Origin of the sequence: Ideonella paludis (genome assembly GCF_018069865.1) — a bacterium.
GTDB classification, from domain to species: domain Bacteria; phylum Pseudomonadota; class Gammaproteobacteria; order Burkholderiales; family Burkholderiaceae_C; genus Ideonella; species Ideonella paludis.
Genome location: NZ_JAGQDG010000003.1, coordinates 76,532 through 91,030 on the forward strand (window position 1 = coordinate 76,532; position 14,499 = coordinate 91,030).

Genomic DNA, 14,499 nt, shown 5'->3' on the forward strand with positions numbered 1-14,499 from the left:
CCCACGAGCCAAGCCATGAGTCTTCAAGAAGTCGAGCAGTTTGTTCAGCGCTACCAAGCGGCTTTCAATGCCCTGGACGGCGACGCGGTGGCAGACCTGTGGCACTCGCCGTCGGGCATTGCGGATGAGCGCGCTGGTCAGGGGGCTTTGACTTGGTGGCCTGACGAGGCTCCCATGCGGGCTAACCATCGCGCCCTGTGCGGTGTCTATGCCCAGGCGGGCTTTCATGCCACCGAGGGGCGCATCGTGGCGCATCAAGACCTGGGTGCCCAACACAGCACGGCCTTGCTGCACTGGGTGATCCGTCGCCAAGATGGCTCAACGCTCCAGTCCTTTCACACTCACTATCACCTGATGCGCGGACCGCAAGGCCCTCAAGTGCTGCTGTGCACCGCATTCCAAGAAAACCTGTCGGAGATGAAGCCCTATGCTGCTCAGTGAAGACCATCGCGCCGTTCAAGATGCCGTGCGCTCTTTTGTGCAAGACCAGATTGCGCCCCATGCGGCGCGCTGGGACAAGGAACACCACTTTCCTGAGCTGGAGCTCAAGGGCTTGGCGGCCTTGGGCTGCTACGGGGTGGCCGTGCCCACCGAGTACGACGGCGCGGGCCTGGACTACCTGGCGCTGGCCTTGATCTTGGAAGAAGTCGCAGCCGGTGACGGCGGCACCTCCACCGTGGTCAGCGTCAACAACTGCCCGGTCTGCTCGATCTTGATGGCTTTTGGCAATGAGGACCAAAAGCAGCGCTTTCTGAAGCCCCTGGCGCGTGGCGACATGCTGGGCGCCTTTTGCCTGACCGAGCCGCATGTGGGCTCCGAGGCGGGCGGCCTGCGCACCACCGCGCAGCGGGATGGTGACGACTACGTGCTCAACGGCGTCAAGCAGTTCATCACCAGCGGCAAAAATGGCGACGTGGCCATCGTGATGGCCGTCACCGACAAAGCCGCAGGCAAGAAGGGCATCAGCGCCTTTCTGGTGCCCACGGCCACGCCGGGCTATACCGTGGCGCGCATCGAAGACAAGATGGGCCAGCACAGCTCGGACACAGCGCAAATCTTGTTCGAAAACTGCCGCATCCCGGCGGCCAACCGCCTGGGCGATGAAGGCCAGGGTTTGAAGATCGCGCTCTCTGGCCTGGAGGGCGGCCGCATCGGCATTGCCAGCCAAAGTGTGGGCATGGCCCGTGCGGCTTTTGAGGCAGCCCTCAAATACGCCAAGGAGCGCGTGGCTTTTGGCGAGCCCATCTTTGAGCACCAGGCCGTGCAGCACAAGCTGGCCGACATGGCCACCCAGATCGAGGCCGCGCGCCAGCTCATCTGGCATGCGGCCAGCTTGAAGGACGCCGGCCTGCCTTGCCTCAAAGAGGCGGCCATGGCCAAGCTCTTTGCCAGCGAGATGGCCGAGAAGGTCTGCTCCGCGGCCATCCAAGTGCATGGCGGCTACGGCTATGTCAGCGACTTTCCCGTCGAGCGCATTTACCGCGATGTGCGCGTCTGCCAGATCTATGAAGGCACCTCTGAAGTGCAGAAGATCTTGATCGGCCGGGCCCTCGCCAACGCATGAAGCCGGCCGATGCCGCGGTCTTGCGCGGCTTGAAGCGGCGACTCGACAGGCCGGCCGCTGATGCCTTGGTGCACCTTCACGGCGAGCGCCCGGTATCGCCCACGCTGGCCGCTTGGCTGGCGGCACGCGGCTCGCTGTCAGCGCGCCTGCACCGGGCGATGGGGCCGCTGGCCGTGGCCCGGCTGGCGCAAGGCCTGCAGCCCGCTTGGAGTGATGAGCACGCCTTGTTGGGCCTGCCCGCCACGTCCCCATTGCATGCCCGCGAAGTGCTGCTGTATGGCGCAGGCCTGCCCTTGGTCTATGCCCGCTCGGTGACCTCGCAACAGGCCTCGCGCGGCCCATGGCGCGCCATTCGCGGCCTGGGCCAGCGGCCGCTGGCGGAGCTGCTCTTCATGCGGCGAGACATCACCCGCTCTGAGCTGTGCGCCCGCCGCCTGTGCGGGCCTGAGGCGCAGCGCGTTGGCCACGCTTGGGAGAGGGCGGTTGGCGCATCACCCAGCGGCCCCTGGTGGCGCCGCCATTCGGTGTTCCACTTTCATGGCGCGCCCCTGCTGGTGTGCGAGTACTTTGGGGCCCATGCCCAATACTGGCCCCACCCCTGAGTCCGCTGCCCCTCAGTTTGGCACCACGTCCGTCGGGTACTTCCAGAACTCCTTGAGCAGGTAGTTCATCGGCAGGTTCAAGGCCGTGTTCTTGGGCGGGATGGGCTTCATGAACCAGCGCTCATACAAGGCCTGGGCCTCGCCACTGCGGATCAGGCGCTTCAACTCCTCATCGACCAAGCGCTTGAAGACGGGGTCATCCTTGGGCAGCATGATGGCCAGCGGTTCAATGGTCAGCAGCTTGCCCACCACCTTGAGGCTCTCCGGGTTGGGGCTGGCGGCTCTCAGGCCGAACAACAGCACATCGTCCATCGCAAAGCCATCGGCCTCACCTTTGGCCACCATCTCCACGGCCTTGGCGTGGTCCGGCGCCTCCAAAATCTGGATCTTCAGCAGCCGGTCTTTGTTGGCGCGCTCAATGGCTTTGAGGGGGGTGGTGCCCTTGGTCGACACCAAACGCTTGCCCTCAAAGTCCGCCAGGTCCTTGATGGGGCTGTCCGCCCGGACCAAGTAGCGCGCGCCGGTGATGTAGTGCGGCACGGTGAAGGCGACCTTGGCACGGCGCTCTGCGTTGTTGGTGGTGGAGCCGCACTCCAGCTCGGCCTGGCGTGACTCGATGACCTGAATACGATCCGCCCCACTGACCTGACGCCAGGTGATGGGCAAGTCCTTCAGGGCCAATTGCTTCTTCACCGCCTCGGCCACTTTCAGGCAGATGTCCACCGCATAGCCCATGGGCTTTTTGTCGGGGCCCAAGAAGGAGAACGGCACCGAGGACTCGCGATGTGCGATGGTCAGGTTGCCCTTCTTGCGCACCTGCTCCAGCACGGAGGCGCTGCCCTCTTGCGCTGTGACGGGGCTCGCCAAGGTCAAGGCGATGGTCAGGCCATAAAAGAGGCGACGGGGCTGGCGCATGATGCTCACTCGGGTACTGCAAAGGGGCGAGATACTGCCACGTGAGGGGCTGCCTTGCCAAGAAGGACTTGGCCTAGCGCGGCAAATAGAGTGCGTCGGAGTAGGTGGCCAGCCACTGCGGGCGGAAGGCGACAAAAATCGCCACCATCATGCCGGTCAAAAAGGCATCAGCCCAGGCGGAGAGCCAGCGGCCCAACAGCAAGTCCTCGGCCTGCACGCCGGCCGGCGGGCCTTGCACCAGCCATGCCAGCAGGCCGGCCATGCTCATCGCCAAAAGGCTGGCAAAAAAGCCGCGGCCCAAGATGTAGACGAAGAGGTGGTGCGGCAGCCAGCGGCGGATCAAGGCGCCCAGGACCACGGTCAAGGTCGCGGGCACCAAGCCCAGCCACACCAAGCGCGAGAGGCTCTCCACCCAGCCCAAGTCAGCCACCACGCCGGTGAGGGCGGCCACGCCCACCATGGCCAGCACACTCAGGGGCCAGCCCGCCATCATCACCAAAAGACAAGACCCGGCGATGGGCTGCACCAAGGGAATGCGGGCGATTTGATCCGCCCCCCACAGCAGCGGCATGACTGCCCACCAGGCCAGCCAGGGCCACGGCGGCCCCTCGGCGGGCGTGGCGCGCCAGGGGCGCAGGGCGAGCGCCACGCTCAACGCCACGGCGGCAAGGGCGATGTCCAGGGTCATGGCGGCATGCTAAGGCGCGCGGCGCTGCTGCGCATGACACATCGCAAATCTTGCCCCGTATCATCAGGGGCTATGAACATCATCATCTTGGGCGCGGGCCGCGTCGGGGAGAGTGTGGCCGAGAGCCTGGTCTCCGAGAAGAACGACATCACGGTGATCGACCCTGACCCAGCGCGCTTGCGGCCGCTGCAAGACCGCTTGGACCTGCGTGGCGTGGTGGGCAATGGCATTCAGCCCTCGGTGCTGGAGCAAGCGGGTGTGGCCGATGCGGACATGCTGATTGCCTGCGCGTCGTCAGACGAGACCAATCTCGTGGCCTGCAAGGTGGCGCATGACCTGTTCAATGTGCCGACCACCATTGCGCGCTTGCGCTCCAGTGAGTTTGAGCCCGGCTCGGCCTTGATGGCCAAGACCGGTTTTGCGGTGGATGAGGTGATCTGCCCCGAGGCCTCCGTCACTGCCACCATCCGCAAGCTGATTGCCTATCCTGAGGCCTTGCAAGTCATGGAGTTCGGCCACGGCTTGGTCAGCCTGATGGTGGTGCGGGCCGTGCCCGGTGGTGTGCTAGTGGGCCACCGCTTGGCCGAGGTGCAGACCCTGGCGCCTGGTCTGGACATGCGGGTCGTGGCCATTTACCGGCAAGACCGGGTCATGCCCTCGCTGGATGGGCAAACGGCGATCGAGCCCGGCGATGAGGTCTTTGTGCTGGCCGCCACCGAGCATATTGCCGCTGTGCTGGCTGCCCTGCGCCAAACCGAGCTGCCACCCGTCAAGCGGGTCATGCTGGCCGGCGGTGGCAAGGTGGGCTTGCGCCTGGCGCGCGAGGCCTGCGCCGACTATCAGGTCAAGCTGATTGAACAAGACCGCAACCGCTGCGACTATCTGGCCACACAGTTGGGCTCGCAAGCCCTGGTGCTGCACGGTGACTGCACCGACGAAGACCTGTTGGAGGACGAGAACGTCCGCGACATGGACCTCTTTGCCGCGCTGACCAATGACGACGAAGACAACATCATGGCCTGCTTGCTGGCCAAGCGCATGGGTGCTAAACGGGTGCTAGCACTGATCAACCGCAAGGCCTATGCAGACCTGGTGCAAGGCACGCAAATCGACATTGCGCTCTCACCGGCCAGCGCGGTGATTGGGGAGCTGCTGGCCCATGTGCGGCGCGGCGATGTGGAGGCGGTGCACAGCCTGCGGCGCGGTGCGGCCGAGGCCTTGGAGGCGGTGGTGCGGGGCGATTCGCGCACTTGCCGCATGGTGGGGCGCCGCGTCGATGAGCTGGACCTGCCGCATGGCGTGCAGGTGGGCGCCATTGTGCGAGGCCTGCACACGGCCGATGGCGCTTTGGCGGGCGAGGGTGCGCAGCCGCAAGTGCTGATGGCCCACCACGACACGGTGATTCAAAGCTTGGACCATGTGATCGTCTTCGTGCCCCGCAAGCGCATGCTGCGCCAGGTGGAAAAGCTGTTCCAGGTCGGCGCGACCTTCTTCTAAAGCGCGGAGACTGTTGTGGCTCACTTTGCGCCCGTGTTCACCGTGCTGGGCGGTGTGTTGATGATGTTTGCCCTGGCCATGGGCGTGCCCACGGCCTTTGCGTGGTGGGGCGGCGACGCGGCCTTGCAGGCTTTTCTGGTGTCCATCGCGATCACCCTTGCCTCGGGTCTGTGGGTGTTCCTCGCCACCCGCCACAGCCGGCGCGAGCTGCAGCCGCGTGATGGCTTCTTGTTGGTGACCCTGGTCTGGACGGTGCTGCCAGTTTTCGGCGCGATGCCGCTGTGGCTACAACTGCCCGGGTTGAGCTTTACCGACGCCTACTTTGAAGCCATGTCAGGCTTGACCACCACTTGCGGCACGGTGCTGACCGGGCTGGAGCAGTTGCCCTTGTCCATCAATGTCTGGCGCTGCTTCATGGTGTTGCTGGGCGGCATGGGCATCTTGGTGCTGGCGGTGGCGATTCTGCCTCTGCTGGGGGTGGGCGGAAGTCAAATCTTCAAAGCGGAAACACCGGGGCCGATGAAAGATCAGAAACTGACGCCCCGCATTGCAGAGACGGCCCGAGGTCTATGGGCGGTGTACTTCTTGGTTTGCGTCAGTTGCCTGCTGGCCTATCGGTGGGCAGGCATGGGATGGGCAGATGCCTTCATGCACATGTGCACGACGGTGTCGTTGGGCGGCTTTTCGTCTTATGACGCTAGCCTAGGCGCGTTCAACTCGCCTCTGATCGAGGCTGTCGCTGTGTTTTTCATGCTGGCTGCCGGTATCAACTTCGCGTTGTACTTTGTGGCCTGGCGTCGCAAGAGTCTCAAGGCTCTATGGGCTGACTTTGAGGCGCGCTGTTTTTGGAGCTTGATGCTCGGGTCGGTCTTGTTGATCGCCGGCGTCTTGCTTGCGCACGGGACTTACGCCGAGCCCTTAGAGGCACTACGTTTTGCGGCCTTCAACGTCGTGTCCATTGCAACCACGACGGGCTATGCCACTACCGACTATGCGCAGTGGCCCGTTTTTGTGCCGGTATTCATGCTCTTCCTCTGCGGCTTTGCCACCTGCGCCGGCTCCACCGGCGGTGGCATCAAGCTCGTGCGCAGCTTGTTGCTGCTCAAGCAAGCCAAGCGCGAGTTGGTCCGCATCCTGCACCCACGCGCCGTGCAGCCCGTCACCTTGGGCGGCGGCGTTGTTGGCAACGAGGTGTTGTCCGCGGTGCTGGCCTTCATGCTCATCTATGGTGCGGTCACCATCGGCGCCACCATGCTCTTGCTGCTGTCCGGCCTCGATGTGATCACCGCTTTCACGGCGGTGGTGGCTTGCATCAACAACACCGGGCCGGGCCTTGGCCAGGTTGGCCCCGCCGGCAACTATCAAGGGCTGACGGACTTCCAAACCTGGGTCTGCACACTCACCATGCTGCTGGGGCGCTTGGAGCTGTTCTCGGTGCTGGTGCTGCTGACGCCGCAGTTCTGGCGCAAATAGAGGGCCACTTGAGCGGCATTTCTAGGGGCATTCAGGGCAAGCCCGCTGGGCGGCAGTGCTGCTCAGCGCTTATCGTTGGATCGTGAAACCTGCCATCGAGTTCTACTTCGATTTCTCGTCGCCCTATGCCTATGTGGCTAACGAGTGGATCGACGCCTTGGCGGCCCGACATGGCCGCACCGTGCGCCGCCACGCCATCTTGCTGGGCGTGGCCTTTGCGGCGGCCGAGCTGAAGAGTCCCGTGGCCTACCCGCTCAAGCGCGAGTACTCGCTGCACGATTTCGCTCGCTCTGCCCGTTTTGAGCGCGTGCCCTATGTGCAGCCGACGCCCTTTCCCATTGCCACCCACCACGCGGCCCGCGTGTTCTGGTGGTTGCACGACACCCAGGGTGATGCTCCAGCCGCACAGTGGGCACGCAGTGCCTTTCGGGCGTATTTCACCCAAGGCGTGGTCTTGAGCGACCCGGGCGCTTTGCGTGAGTTGGCGCAAGCCTCCGGCTTGGACGCTGCCGCCGCCGAAGCCGCTTGGAATGATCCGATCTGGAAGGACCGTTTGCGCGAGGCCAATGAGCAAGCGCTGCGCGCCGGCCTGTTCGGTGCCCCCTTCTTCGTGGTGGATGGCGAACCGTTCTGGGGCAATGACCGAAAAGCACAGATTGAACGTAGGTTGGCCGAAGGGCCGTTTTGAGTTTTTTTGTTGGAGTCATCAATGAAATTTGTGGCATTGCTGTTGTGTGGGTTGGTGGTGATGAGCGGTGCAATGCAGACCGCTCAAGCCCAAGACAAAGTACCCGTTGAAGACTTTTTCAGAAAGTCCAAGCTGGCGGGTGTTACCTTGTCTCCAGATGGGAAACATCTGGCTTTTGTCGCCCCTTCCACGATGGGCGACGACCGCATGGTGCTAGCCATGGCTTCTGTCGAGAGTCCTCAAAAGTGGACTGTTGTTGCGCACATGAGGGATGCTGACGTTTCGACCGTCGATTGGGTGAATAACTCGAGGCTGGTGTTTCGCGTTTCTGATAGGCAGTCGACCATGGGGGAGCAAAAGGGCGCCGGTCTTTATGCAGTTAACCTGGATGGGTCTGAGTTTGTATGGTTGATTGCCCGCGAGTACGGGGAGCAAGATCACCCCATCCCATCAAAAAGACCACTGCTATACAACCATGTCTATGTGCGCACCATTGGAGATGGCTCCGACGATGTTCTTGGCACGTTGTATGACCGATTGAGCTATGTCGGCGAACCGACTTACTCGCGTCCCATCCGGCTCAATACCAAGACCAAGGGGGTCAAGGTCATTGAAGACGACTCACCAAAGGGCTCTCGAGGTTGGGCCGTCAACCGCACGGCGACGGCAGCTTCTTTCGTGACGACTTATCTGGATGGGCGAGTTAAGACGCTGTACAAGAAAGCGGGTAAGTGGGAGGTTCTCACGGATTACGACGCCTTTGTCACCGATTCAGAAGAGGTTATCGACCTCGCTTTCGTCGATGGCAAAGGGCAAATGTTCGTGACCGCTGAACGCAAAGACGAGATGCGAACCCGCGCCCTCTATCGCTTCGACCCCGAAAAGAAGCAAAAGGAAAGCGAACCTGTTTTTGCCGTCAAGGGATTTGACTTCAATGGTCAACCTTTGTTTGATGGTGACGACCGTCGCCTATTGGGCGTGAGCTACGTCAGTGATGCCGCTGGTGTTGTTTGGTTTGAGCCTGTCATGAAGGCCATGCAAGAAGAGATTGACCGGCAGTTGCCAGGTACGAATAACTTGATCGGTTGCACCAAGTGCGTACAGGCCAAGCATGTTGTGGTGGCGGCCTATTCCGATCGACAGCCGCTCGTATATTTCTTGTTTGATGTCGCGGCAAAAAAGCTTTCTTTAATTGGTGCTTCTCGACCTTGGATTGACTCCAAACGTATGGCCACTCAAGACCTTGTGTATGTCAAGACACGAGATGGTTTGCAGATGCCCGTTTACGTTACCAAGCCTCAGGGCAAAGGACCTTGGCCTGCAGTGACACTCGTGCACGGAGGACCATGGGTTCGTGGTGGGGCTTGGGGGTGGGATCCAGACGCTCAGTTCTTGGCTTCACGGGGTTATTTGGTCATTGAACCAGAGTTTCGAGGCAGCCTTGGATATGGATCTGAGTTTGTACGGCGGAGCTTTAAGCAGTGGGGCTTGGCCATGCAAGACGATGTGACGGATGCGACTCAGTGGGCGGTCAAAGAGGGGCTGGCCGACCCCAAGCGACTGGTGATTGCCGGGGCTAGTTATGGGGGCTACGCCACCATGATGGGTTTGGTCAAGGAGCCCGACCTCTACAGGGCAGGCATCAACTGGGTTGGTGTGACTGATATTGACCTGATCTATGACATCGGCTGGTCCGACGCGGATGAAGATTGGTTGCGGCTTGGCATGCCGCGAATGGTTGGCGATCAAAAGAAAGACAGAGCGCAACTTGATGCGACTTCGCCACTCAAACAAGCTCATCGCATCACCAAGCCAGTCTTGATGGCTTATGGCACCGATGACAAGCGTGTTCCTCTGCCGCACGGCGAAAAGATGCGGGATGCGCTGAATCGTCTTGGCAAGGCACCGGTGGAGTGGGTGACTTATAGAGACGAAGGCCACAGCTGGATGCTTGAAGCGACCCACATAGACTTTTGGAAGCGCGTCGAGGCTTTCCTCGCCAAGCACGCTAACTGATCGGGGTGGGTTCGCTGTCCACCTCCTCGAGCGCTCTGAAGCCCTGGCAGGTCATCACCGGCGGCATCTGCGGCTTGGTGCTGACCATTGGCTTGGCGCGCTTTGCCTATACCCCGCTGCTGCCGGCCTTGCAGGCGCAGACGGGGCTGAGTGATGCGGCCGCAGGCGGCTTGGCGGCGGTCAATTACGCCGGCTATATGAGTGGCGCCCTGGCGGCCGCCTGGATTGACGATGCGCGCTGGCGCCACCGGCTCTACAGCGCGGGTTTGTGGATGGCGCTGCTGTGCACGGCCTTGATGGCCGTCTCGGCCTGGTGGCCGGCCTGGGCGCTGTGGCGCTATCTGGGAGGCTTGTGTGGCGCGACGGGCATGTTGTTGGGCTCGGGGCTGGTGCTGGGCTGGCTGATGCGCCAAGGGCGGAGGCCGGAGCTGGGCCTGCACTTCATCGGCTTGGGCCTGGGCATTTTGGTGTCGGCCGTGGGGGCTTGGGTCTTACAGCGTGTCTGGCCTTTGTGGTCGTCCCAATGGCTGGCCTTGGCTGTGCTGGGGCTGGTCTTTTTTGTGCCGGCTTGGGCCTGGCGCCCGCCGGTGCCGCCGTCGGTGGCCACCGCCGCCGCGCAAGCCGCAGCGCCCACCGCGTCCAAGCGCTGGATGTGGACCATGGCCGGCAGCTACTTTGCGGCGGGCTGGGGCTTTGTGATCAGCGCCACCTTTACCGTGGCCATCGTCGAGCGCGAGCCGGCCTTGGCCGGGCAAGGGCCGCTGGCCTGGGCACTGGTGGGCTTGGCGGCCATGCCGGCTGTGTTTTTGTGGGACCGCGTCGCGCGGCGTTTGGGCGACACGCGCGCCTTGCTCTTGGCCTTTGGCTTGCAGACGCTCTCGGTGGTGTTGCCCGCGCTGTCGGGCTCACTGGCGGCGGCGCTGCTCGGGGCGGTGGGCTATGGCGCCACCTTCATTGGCATCGTCAGCCTGACCCTGGCCTTGGTGGGGCGGCGCTCGCCGGCCAACCCTGGCAAAGCCATGGCTCGGCTGACGCTGAGCTATGGCGCGGCGCAGATCATCGCCCCGGCCGTGGCCGGTGCCATGGCCCAGGCCAGTGGCAGCTTTCGCGGTGCGCTGTGGCTGACGGCCGCCGTGATGGCGGCGGGTATGGCGGTGTTGGCCACCTTGCCTGAGGACGCCCCGGCACCGCAAGCCTGAAACAGGGCCCAAAGCGCCTGCTTTTTTGCGGGGGCGGCAGGGGCGGCTTGCTCAGAATGAGCGGCATGAACACCGCTCTGAAAAGGACGTTGTGCGGGGCTGCTGCAGCCTGTGCAACATGGCTGACAGCCCTGCCTGCTGCCGCTCAGGCGCAGGGCCAGCACGAGGATGCCCGCCACGGTAAGCTGCTGCTGACAGGCGGCGTCTCCAGCGTGGACGGCTCTGCCGGCGGCGGCCTGACGCCTTGGGCGTTGACAGGCACTTATGCCACCGAGGGGCAATGGGGTTGGTCGGCCTTTGTGACGCGGCTGCGCACCCAAGACTATGGCTATTGGGGCGGCGGCTTGGCCCTCAGTGGGGACGACCGCTGGGAGTTGTCGCTGGCGCGCCAAGACTTTGACACGGGGGCCACCGGCACCGCGCTGGGCTTGCCCGGTTTGCACCTGAAGCAAGACGTGCTGGCCGCCAAGTGGCGCATGGCGGGCGAGGCGCTGTTGGACAGCGACAGCGCCTGGCCGCAACTGGCGCTGGGCGTGCAGATGCGCCGTCTCGACGCTGCGGGCCTGGCGCCGACTTTGGCCGCTTTGGGTGCCCGTACCCGCGACACCGAGTTCACGCTCAGTGCCACCAAGCTTTTGCTGGGGCCAGGGCTGCTGCTCAACGGCACGCTGCGCTGGACCCGCGCCAACCAAAATGGCCTGCTGGGCTTTGGCAGCACCGCCAGCCCTGCGCGCAGCCTTCAGCCCGAGCTCAGCGTGGCTTGGCTCTTGCGCCGCGACCTGGCCGTGGGCGCGGAGTACCGGCGCATGCCCGACAAGCTCAACCCGTCAGCCTTGGGCGAGGGCCTGGCCGCCGACGATTGGAAAGACGTGTTCGTCGCCTGGGCGCCCACCAAGACGGCTTCTTTGACCGTGGCCTGGGCCGACCTGGGCCGCATCGTTCCCGCCGTTGCCCCCAAGCCGCAGCGCGGCCTTTACCTCTCCGTGCAGGTCACTCCATGAGCCATTCTGCGTCTCCCCCTCCAACGCTGCGCTGGTGGTCCCATCCGGCGGCTCAGGCGGTGGCTGCGGCCTTGCTGTCGGCCAGCGTCTTCACCCTGACCTGGAGCCTGGCCACCCAGGCCCGCGCTGAAGAGCCAGACCCGGTGCTGCCCGACCTGCGTGACACCTACTTGCCCCCGATGCCGGCCGACGATGGCCTCTACCGCGCCTTGGGCGGCCAGCCCGGCATCGAGGCCTTGGTGGCGGTCTTTCACACCCGCTTGCTGGCGGATAGGCGCGTGGCGCCGTTCTTTGAAGGCTCGGACGCCCAGCGCTTCAAAACCGAGCTGGCACTGGAGTTCTGCCAGGTCAGCGGCGGCCCTTGCAGCCGCGCGCGCAACCACCGCCGCCTGCACAGCGGCATGGACATCAGCCGCGCTGACTTCAATGCCGTGGTGGAGGTGCTGCAGCACAGCCTGGACGTGCAAGGCCTGCCCTTCGGGGTGCAGAGCCGCTTGCTGGCGGTCCTGGCGCCCATGCACCGAGACATTGTCAATGTCCGTTAAATCTTACCTTAACTGAAGACTCAGAAAAGCTGACTTCACCTTATCCATCTGCCCTCCTAGGATGCTGACCAACGCAACCCAGATGGAGACTTCAGATGGACCAATCGAACCGTTATGCCGACCTGAGCCTGAGCGAAAAGGCCTTGATCGACGGGGGCCGCCACATCTTGGTGGCCTACAAAATGAAGCCCAAATCAGGGCACGGCTACCTGGAGGCCGCAGCGCACTTTGCGGCCGAGTCGTCGACCGGCACCAACGTCGAGGTCAGCACCACGGATGAGTTCACCAAGGGCGTGGACGCCTTGGTCTATTACATCGACGAAGCCAGCGAGGACATGCGCATCGCCTATCCGCTGGACCTGTTCGACCGCAACATCACCGACGGCCGGATGATGATCGTCAGCTTCCTGACCCTGGTCATCGGCAATAACCAAGGCATGGGCGACATCCAGCATGCCAAGATGATCGACTTCTACATGCCGCCCCGCGCCATTCAGTTGTTCGATGGCCCCTCCAAGGACATTTCAGACCTGTGGCGCATCTTGGGCCGCCCGGTCAAAGACGGTGGCTACATCGCTGGCACCATCATCAAGCCCAAGCTGGGCCTGCGCCCCGAGCCCTTTGCCAAAGCTGCGTATGAGTTCTGGCTGGGGGGCGACTTCATCAAGAACGACGAGCCCCAGGGCAACCAAGTCTTCGCGCCGATGAAGAAGACCATCCCGTTGGTGGTGGATGCCATGCGCCGCGCCATGGACGAGACCGGTCAGGCCAAGCTTTTCTCGGCCAACATCACGGCTGATGACCACTATGAGATGGTGGCGCGTGGTGAGTACATCTTGGAGGCCTTTGGCCCCGATGCAGACAAAGTGGCCTTCCTGGTCGATGGCTATGTGGGCGGCCCCGGCATGGTTACCACGGCGCGTCGCACCTTCCCCAACCAATACTTGCACTACCACCGTGCGGGCCACGGTGCCGTCACCAGCCCCAGCGCCAAGCGCGGCTATACCGCCTATGTGCTGGCCAAAATGTCGCGCCTGCAAGGGGCCAGCGGCATCCACGTGGGCACCATGGGCTTCGGCAAGATGGAAGGCGAGATGGACGACCGCGCCATTGCCTACATCATTGAGCGCGACAGCTACCAAGGCCCCATCTACCCGCAAGAGTGGTTCGGCATGAAGCCCACCACGCCGATCATCTCGGGTGGCATGAATGCGCTGCGTCTGCCAGGCTTCTTCGAGAACCTCGGCCACGGCAACGTCATCAACACCGCTGGCGGCGGCAGCTATGGCCACATCGACAGCCCGGCGGCTGGGGCCACCAGCCTGCGCCAAGCCTACGAGTGCTGGAAGGCCAAGGCCGACCCAATTGAATGGGCCAAGGAGCACCGCGAGTTCGCACGCGCTTTCGACAGCTTCCCCAAGGATGCGGACGCACTTTTCCCGGGCTGGCGCGACAAGCTGGCAGGCATCCACCGCTGACCAGAGAGAGGCTTGGCCATGAGCAACGATCCCCTGCGCGACTGGCGCATTGCCGAGCCGCCTCACTACCGGGCGCAAGCGGACGAGGTGGCCTTGTTCGAGGCGGCTTATGCCGCCCGTCTGCCGGTGATGGTCAAAGGCTCCACCGGCTGCGGCAAGAGCCGCTTTGTGGAGTACATGGCTTGGCGCCTGCAGCGGCCGCTGATCACCGTGGCTTGCAATGAGGACATGACGGCGGCCGACTTGGTTGGGCGCTTCTTGTTGGAGCCCAGCGGCACCCGTTGGCAAGACGGCCCGCTGGCCCTGGCCGCACGCCATGGCGGCATTTGCTACCTGGACGAAGTGGTGGAGGCCAGGCAGGACACCACGGTGGTCATCCATGCCTTGACCGACCACCGGCGCCAGTTGCCGCTGGACAAAAAGGGTGAGCTGATCCGCGCCCATCCTGACTTCCAATTGGTGATCTCCTACAACCCAGGCTACCAAAGCCTGATGAAGGACCTGAAGCCCTCGACCCGTCAGCGCTTCACGGCCTTCGACTTCGACTACCCCGAGGCCGATGTCGAGGCGGAAGTGCTGAGCACCGAGACCGGCATTTCCAGTGCGCAGGCCCATCAGCTGATTGCCGTGGCCCATGCTGCCCGGCGCCTCAAAGGACATGGCCTGGTGGAAGGCATGTCCACGCGCTTGCTGGTCAATGCCGCGCGATTGATTCAAGGTGGCGTCAGCCTGCACGCTGCCTGCCAGATGGCCATGGTGCGCCCCCTGACGGACGATGCCGATCTGCGCGATGCCTTAGAGCACGCGGTCTTGGCTGTGATCTGAGCCTGGAG

14 protein-coding genes are annotated in these 14,499 nt (G+C 63.4%); 12 read left to right on the forward strand and 2 right to left on the reverse strand.

Translation table 11 applies throughout. The features are described from left to right. Window positions 1-15 precede the first annotated feature (15 nt). From KAK11_RS08100 to KAK11_RS08110, 3 genes are read left to right on the forward strand one after another with little or no spacing between them, the layout of a single operon-like run. The gene (locus tag KAK11_RS08100) at window positions 16-441 is read left to right on the forward strand and encodes a DUF6841 family protein (RefSeq protein ID WP_210808121.1); all 426 of its coding nucleotides are present in this window, start codon (window positions 16-18) and stop codon (window positions 439-441) included. Beyond that, window positions 428-1,564, forward strand: coding sequence for an acyl-CoA dehydrogenase family protein (locus KAK11_RS08105; protein WP_210808123.1), 1,137 nt, complete (start codon window positions 428-430; stop codon window positions 1,562-1,564). The genes KAK11_RS08100 and KAK11_RS08105 overlap by 14 nt, the downstream gene beginning before the upstream one ends. Next, a complete protein-coding gene (locus KAK11_RS08110) occupies window positions 1,561-2,166 on the forward strand; it encodes a chorismate--pyruvate lyase family protein (protein WP_210808125.1) in 606 nt (201 codons plus the stop codon). Before KAK11_RS08105 ends, KAK11_RS08110 begins: the two co-directional genes overlap by 4 nt. Before the next feature lie 12 nt (window positions 2,167-2,178). Here the strand turns inward: KAK11_RS08110 and KAK11_RS08115 are convergent, their stop codons facing one another. Beyond that, a complete protein-coding gene (locus tag KAK11_RS08115; protein ID WP_210808127.1) occupies window positions 2,179-3,081 on the reverse strand; it encodes an amino acid ABC transporter substrate-binding protein in 903 nt (300 codons plus the stop codon). A gap of 73 nt (window positions 3,082-3,154) precedes the next feature. Further along, a complete protein-coding gene (locus tag KAK11_RS08120; RefSeq protein WP_210808129.1) occupies window positions 3,155-3,769 on the reverse strand; it encodes a hypothetical protein in 615 nt (204 codons plus the stop codon). A gap of 72 nt (window positions 3,770-3,841) precedes the next feature. Between KAK11_RS08120 and trkA the strand changes: the two genes are divergently transcribed. The 9 genes from trkA to KAK11_RS08165 all read left to right on the forward strand — a co-directional run bounded on the left by trkA (window position 3,842) and on the right by KAK11_RS08165 (window position 14,491). Next, window positions 3,842-5,266: a Trk system potassium transporter TrkA gene (gene trkA / locus KAK11_RS08125; RefSeq protein ID WP_210808131.1), complete on the forward strand. Its 1,425-nt coding sequence runs from the start codon at window positions 3,842-3,844 to the stop codon at window positions 5,264-5,266. 15 nt (window positions 5,267-5,281) lie between these two features. Next, window positions 5,282-6,739: a TrkH family potassium uptake protein gene (locus tag KAK11_RS08130; protein WP_375140675.1), complete on the forward strand. Its 1,458-nt coding sequence runs from the start codon at window positions 5,282-5,284 to the stop codon at window positions 6,737-6,739. Window positions 6,740-6,821: 82 nt separating this feature from the next. Beyond that, on the forward strand, window positions 6,822-7,427 hold the full coding sequence (locus tag KAK11_RS08135) for a 2-hydroxychromene-2-carboxylate isomerase (protein ID WP_310737768.1): 606 nt from the start codon (window positions 6,822-6,824) through the stop codon (window positions 7,425-7,427). A 21-nt stretch (window positions 7,428-7,448) separates the two neighbouring features. After that, entirely contained in the window at window positions 7,449-9,443 is a 1,995-nt protein-coding gene (locus KAK11_RS08140) for an alpha/beta hydrolase family protein (protein ID WP_210808133.1), read from the forward strand. Between the two features lie 5 nt (window positions 9,444-9,448). Continuing rightward, window positions 9,449-10,642: a YbfB/YjiJ family MFS transporter gene (locus KAK11_RS08145; protein WP_210808135.1), complete on the forward strand. Its 1,194-nt coding sequence runs from the start codon at window positions 9,449-9,451 to the stop codon at window positions 10,640-10,642. 65 nt (window positions 10,643-10,707) lie between these two features. Next, a complete protein-coding gene (locus KAK11_RS08150; protein WP_210808137.1) occupies window positions 10,708-11,643 on the forward strand; it encodes a DUF3034 family protein in 936 nt (311 codons plus the stop codon). Beyond that, window positions 11,640-12,188, forward strand: a complete 549-nt coding sequence (locus KAK11_RS08155; RefSeq protein WP_210808140.1) for a group I truncated hemoglobin — start codon at window positions 11,640-11,642, stop codon at window positions 12,186-12,188. The genes KAK11_RS08150 and KAK11_RS08155 overlap by 4 nt, the downstream gene beginning before the upstream one ends. 95 nt (window positions 12,189-12,283) lie before the next feature. Beyond that, a complete protein-coding gene (locus tag KAK11_RS08160) occupies window positions 12,284-13,666 on the forward strand; it encodes a ribulose-bisphosphate carboxylase (RefSeq protein ID WP_210808142.1) in 1,383 nt (460 codons plus the stop codon). A gap of 18 nt (window positions 13,667-13,684) precedes the next feature. Further along, window positions 13,685-14,491 (forward strand): CbbQ/NirQ/NorQ/GpvN family protein, encoded by an 807-nt coding sequence (locus KAK11_RS08165; protein WP_210808144.1) that lies wholly within the window; start codon window positions 13,685-13,687, stop codon window positions 14,489-14,491. Window positions 14,492-14,499 lie beyond the last annotated feature (8 nt).

What these genes read in the sequence shown, in the direction of transcription:
- KAK11_RS08110 (WP_210808125.1), top strand. Translation starts at nt 1,561, where the DNA reads ATGAAGCCGGCCGATGCCGCGGTCTTGCGCGGCTTGAAGCGGCGACTC.
- KAK11_RS08140 (WP_210808133.1), top strand. Translation starts at nt 7,449, where the DNA reads ATGAAATTTGTGGCATTGCTGTTGTGTGGGTTGGTGGTGATGAGCGGT.
- KAK11_RS08105 (WP_210808123.1), top strand. Translation starts at nt 428, where the DNA reads ATGCTGCTCAGTGAAGACCATCGCGCCGTTCAAGATGCCGTGCGCTCT.
- KAK11_RS08155 (WP_210808140.1), top strand. Translation starts at nt 11,640, where the DNA reads ATGAGCCATTCTGCGTCTCCCCCTCCAACGCTGCGCTGGTGGTCCCAT.
- KAK11_RS08165 (WP_210808144.1), top strand. Translation starts at nt 13,685, where the DNA reads ATGAGCAACGATCCCCTGCGCGACTGGCGCATTGCCGAGCCGCCTCAC.
- trkA (WP_210808131.1), top strand. Translation starts at nt 3,842, where the DNA reads ATGAACATCATCATCTTGGGCGCGGGCCGCGTCGGGGAGAGTGTGGCC.
- KAK11_RS08115 (WP_210808127.1), bottom strand. Translation starts at nt 3,081, where the DNA reads ATGCGCCAGCCCCGTCGCCTCTTTTATGGCCTGACCATCGCCTTGACC.
- KAK11_RS08100 (WP_210808121.1), top strand. Translation starts at nt 16, where the DNA reads ATGAGTCTTCAAGAAGTCGAGCAGTTTGTTCAGCGCTACCAAGCGGCT.
- KAK11_RS08150 (WP_210808137.1), top strand. Translation starts at nt 10,708, where the DNA reads ATGAACACCGCTCTGAAAAGGACGTTGTGCGGGGCTGCTGCAGCCTGT.
- KAK11_RS08120 (WP_210808129.1), bottom strand. Translation starts at nt 3,769, where the DNA reads ATGACCCTGGACATCGCCCTTGCCGCCGTGGCGTTGAGCGTGGCGCTC.
- KAK11_RS08160 (WP_210808142.1), top strand. Translation starts at nt 12,284, where the DNA reads ATGGACCAATCGAACCGTTATGCCGACCTGAGCCTGAGCGAAAAGGCC.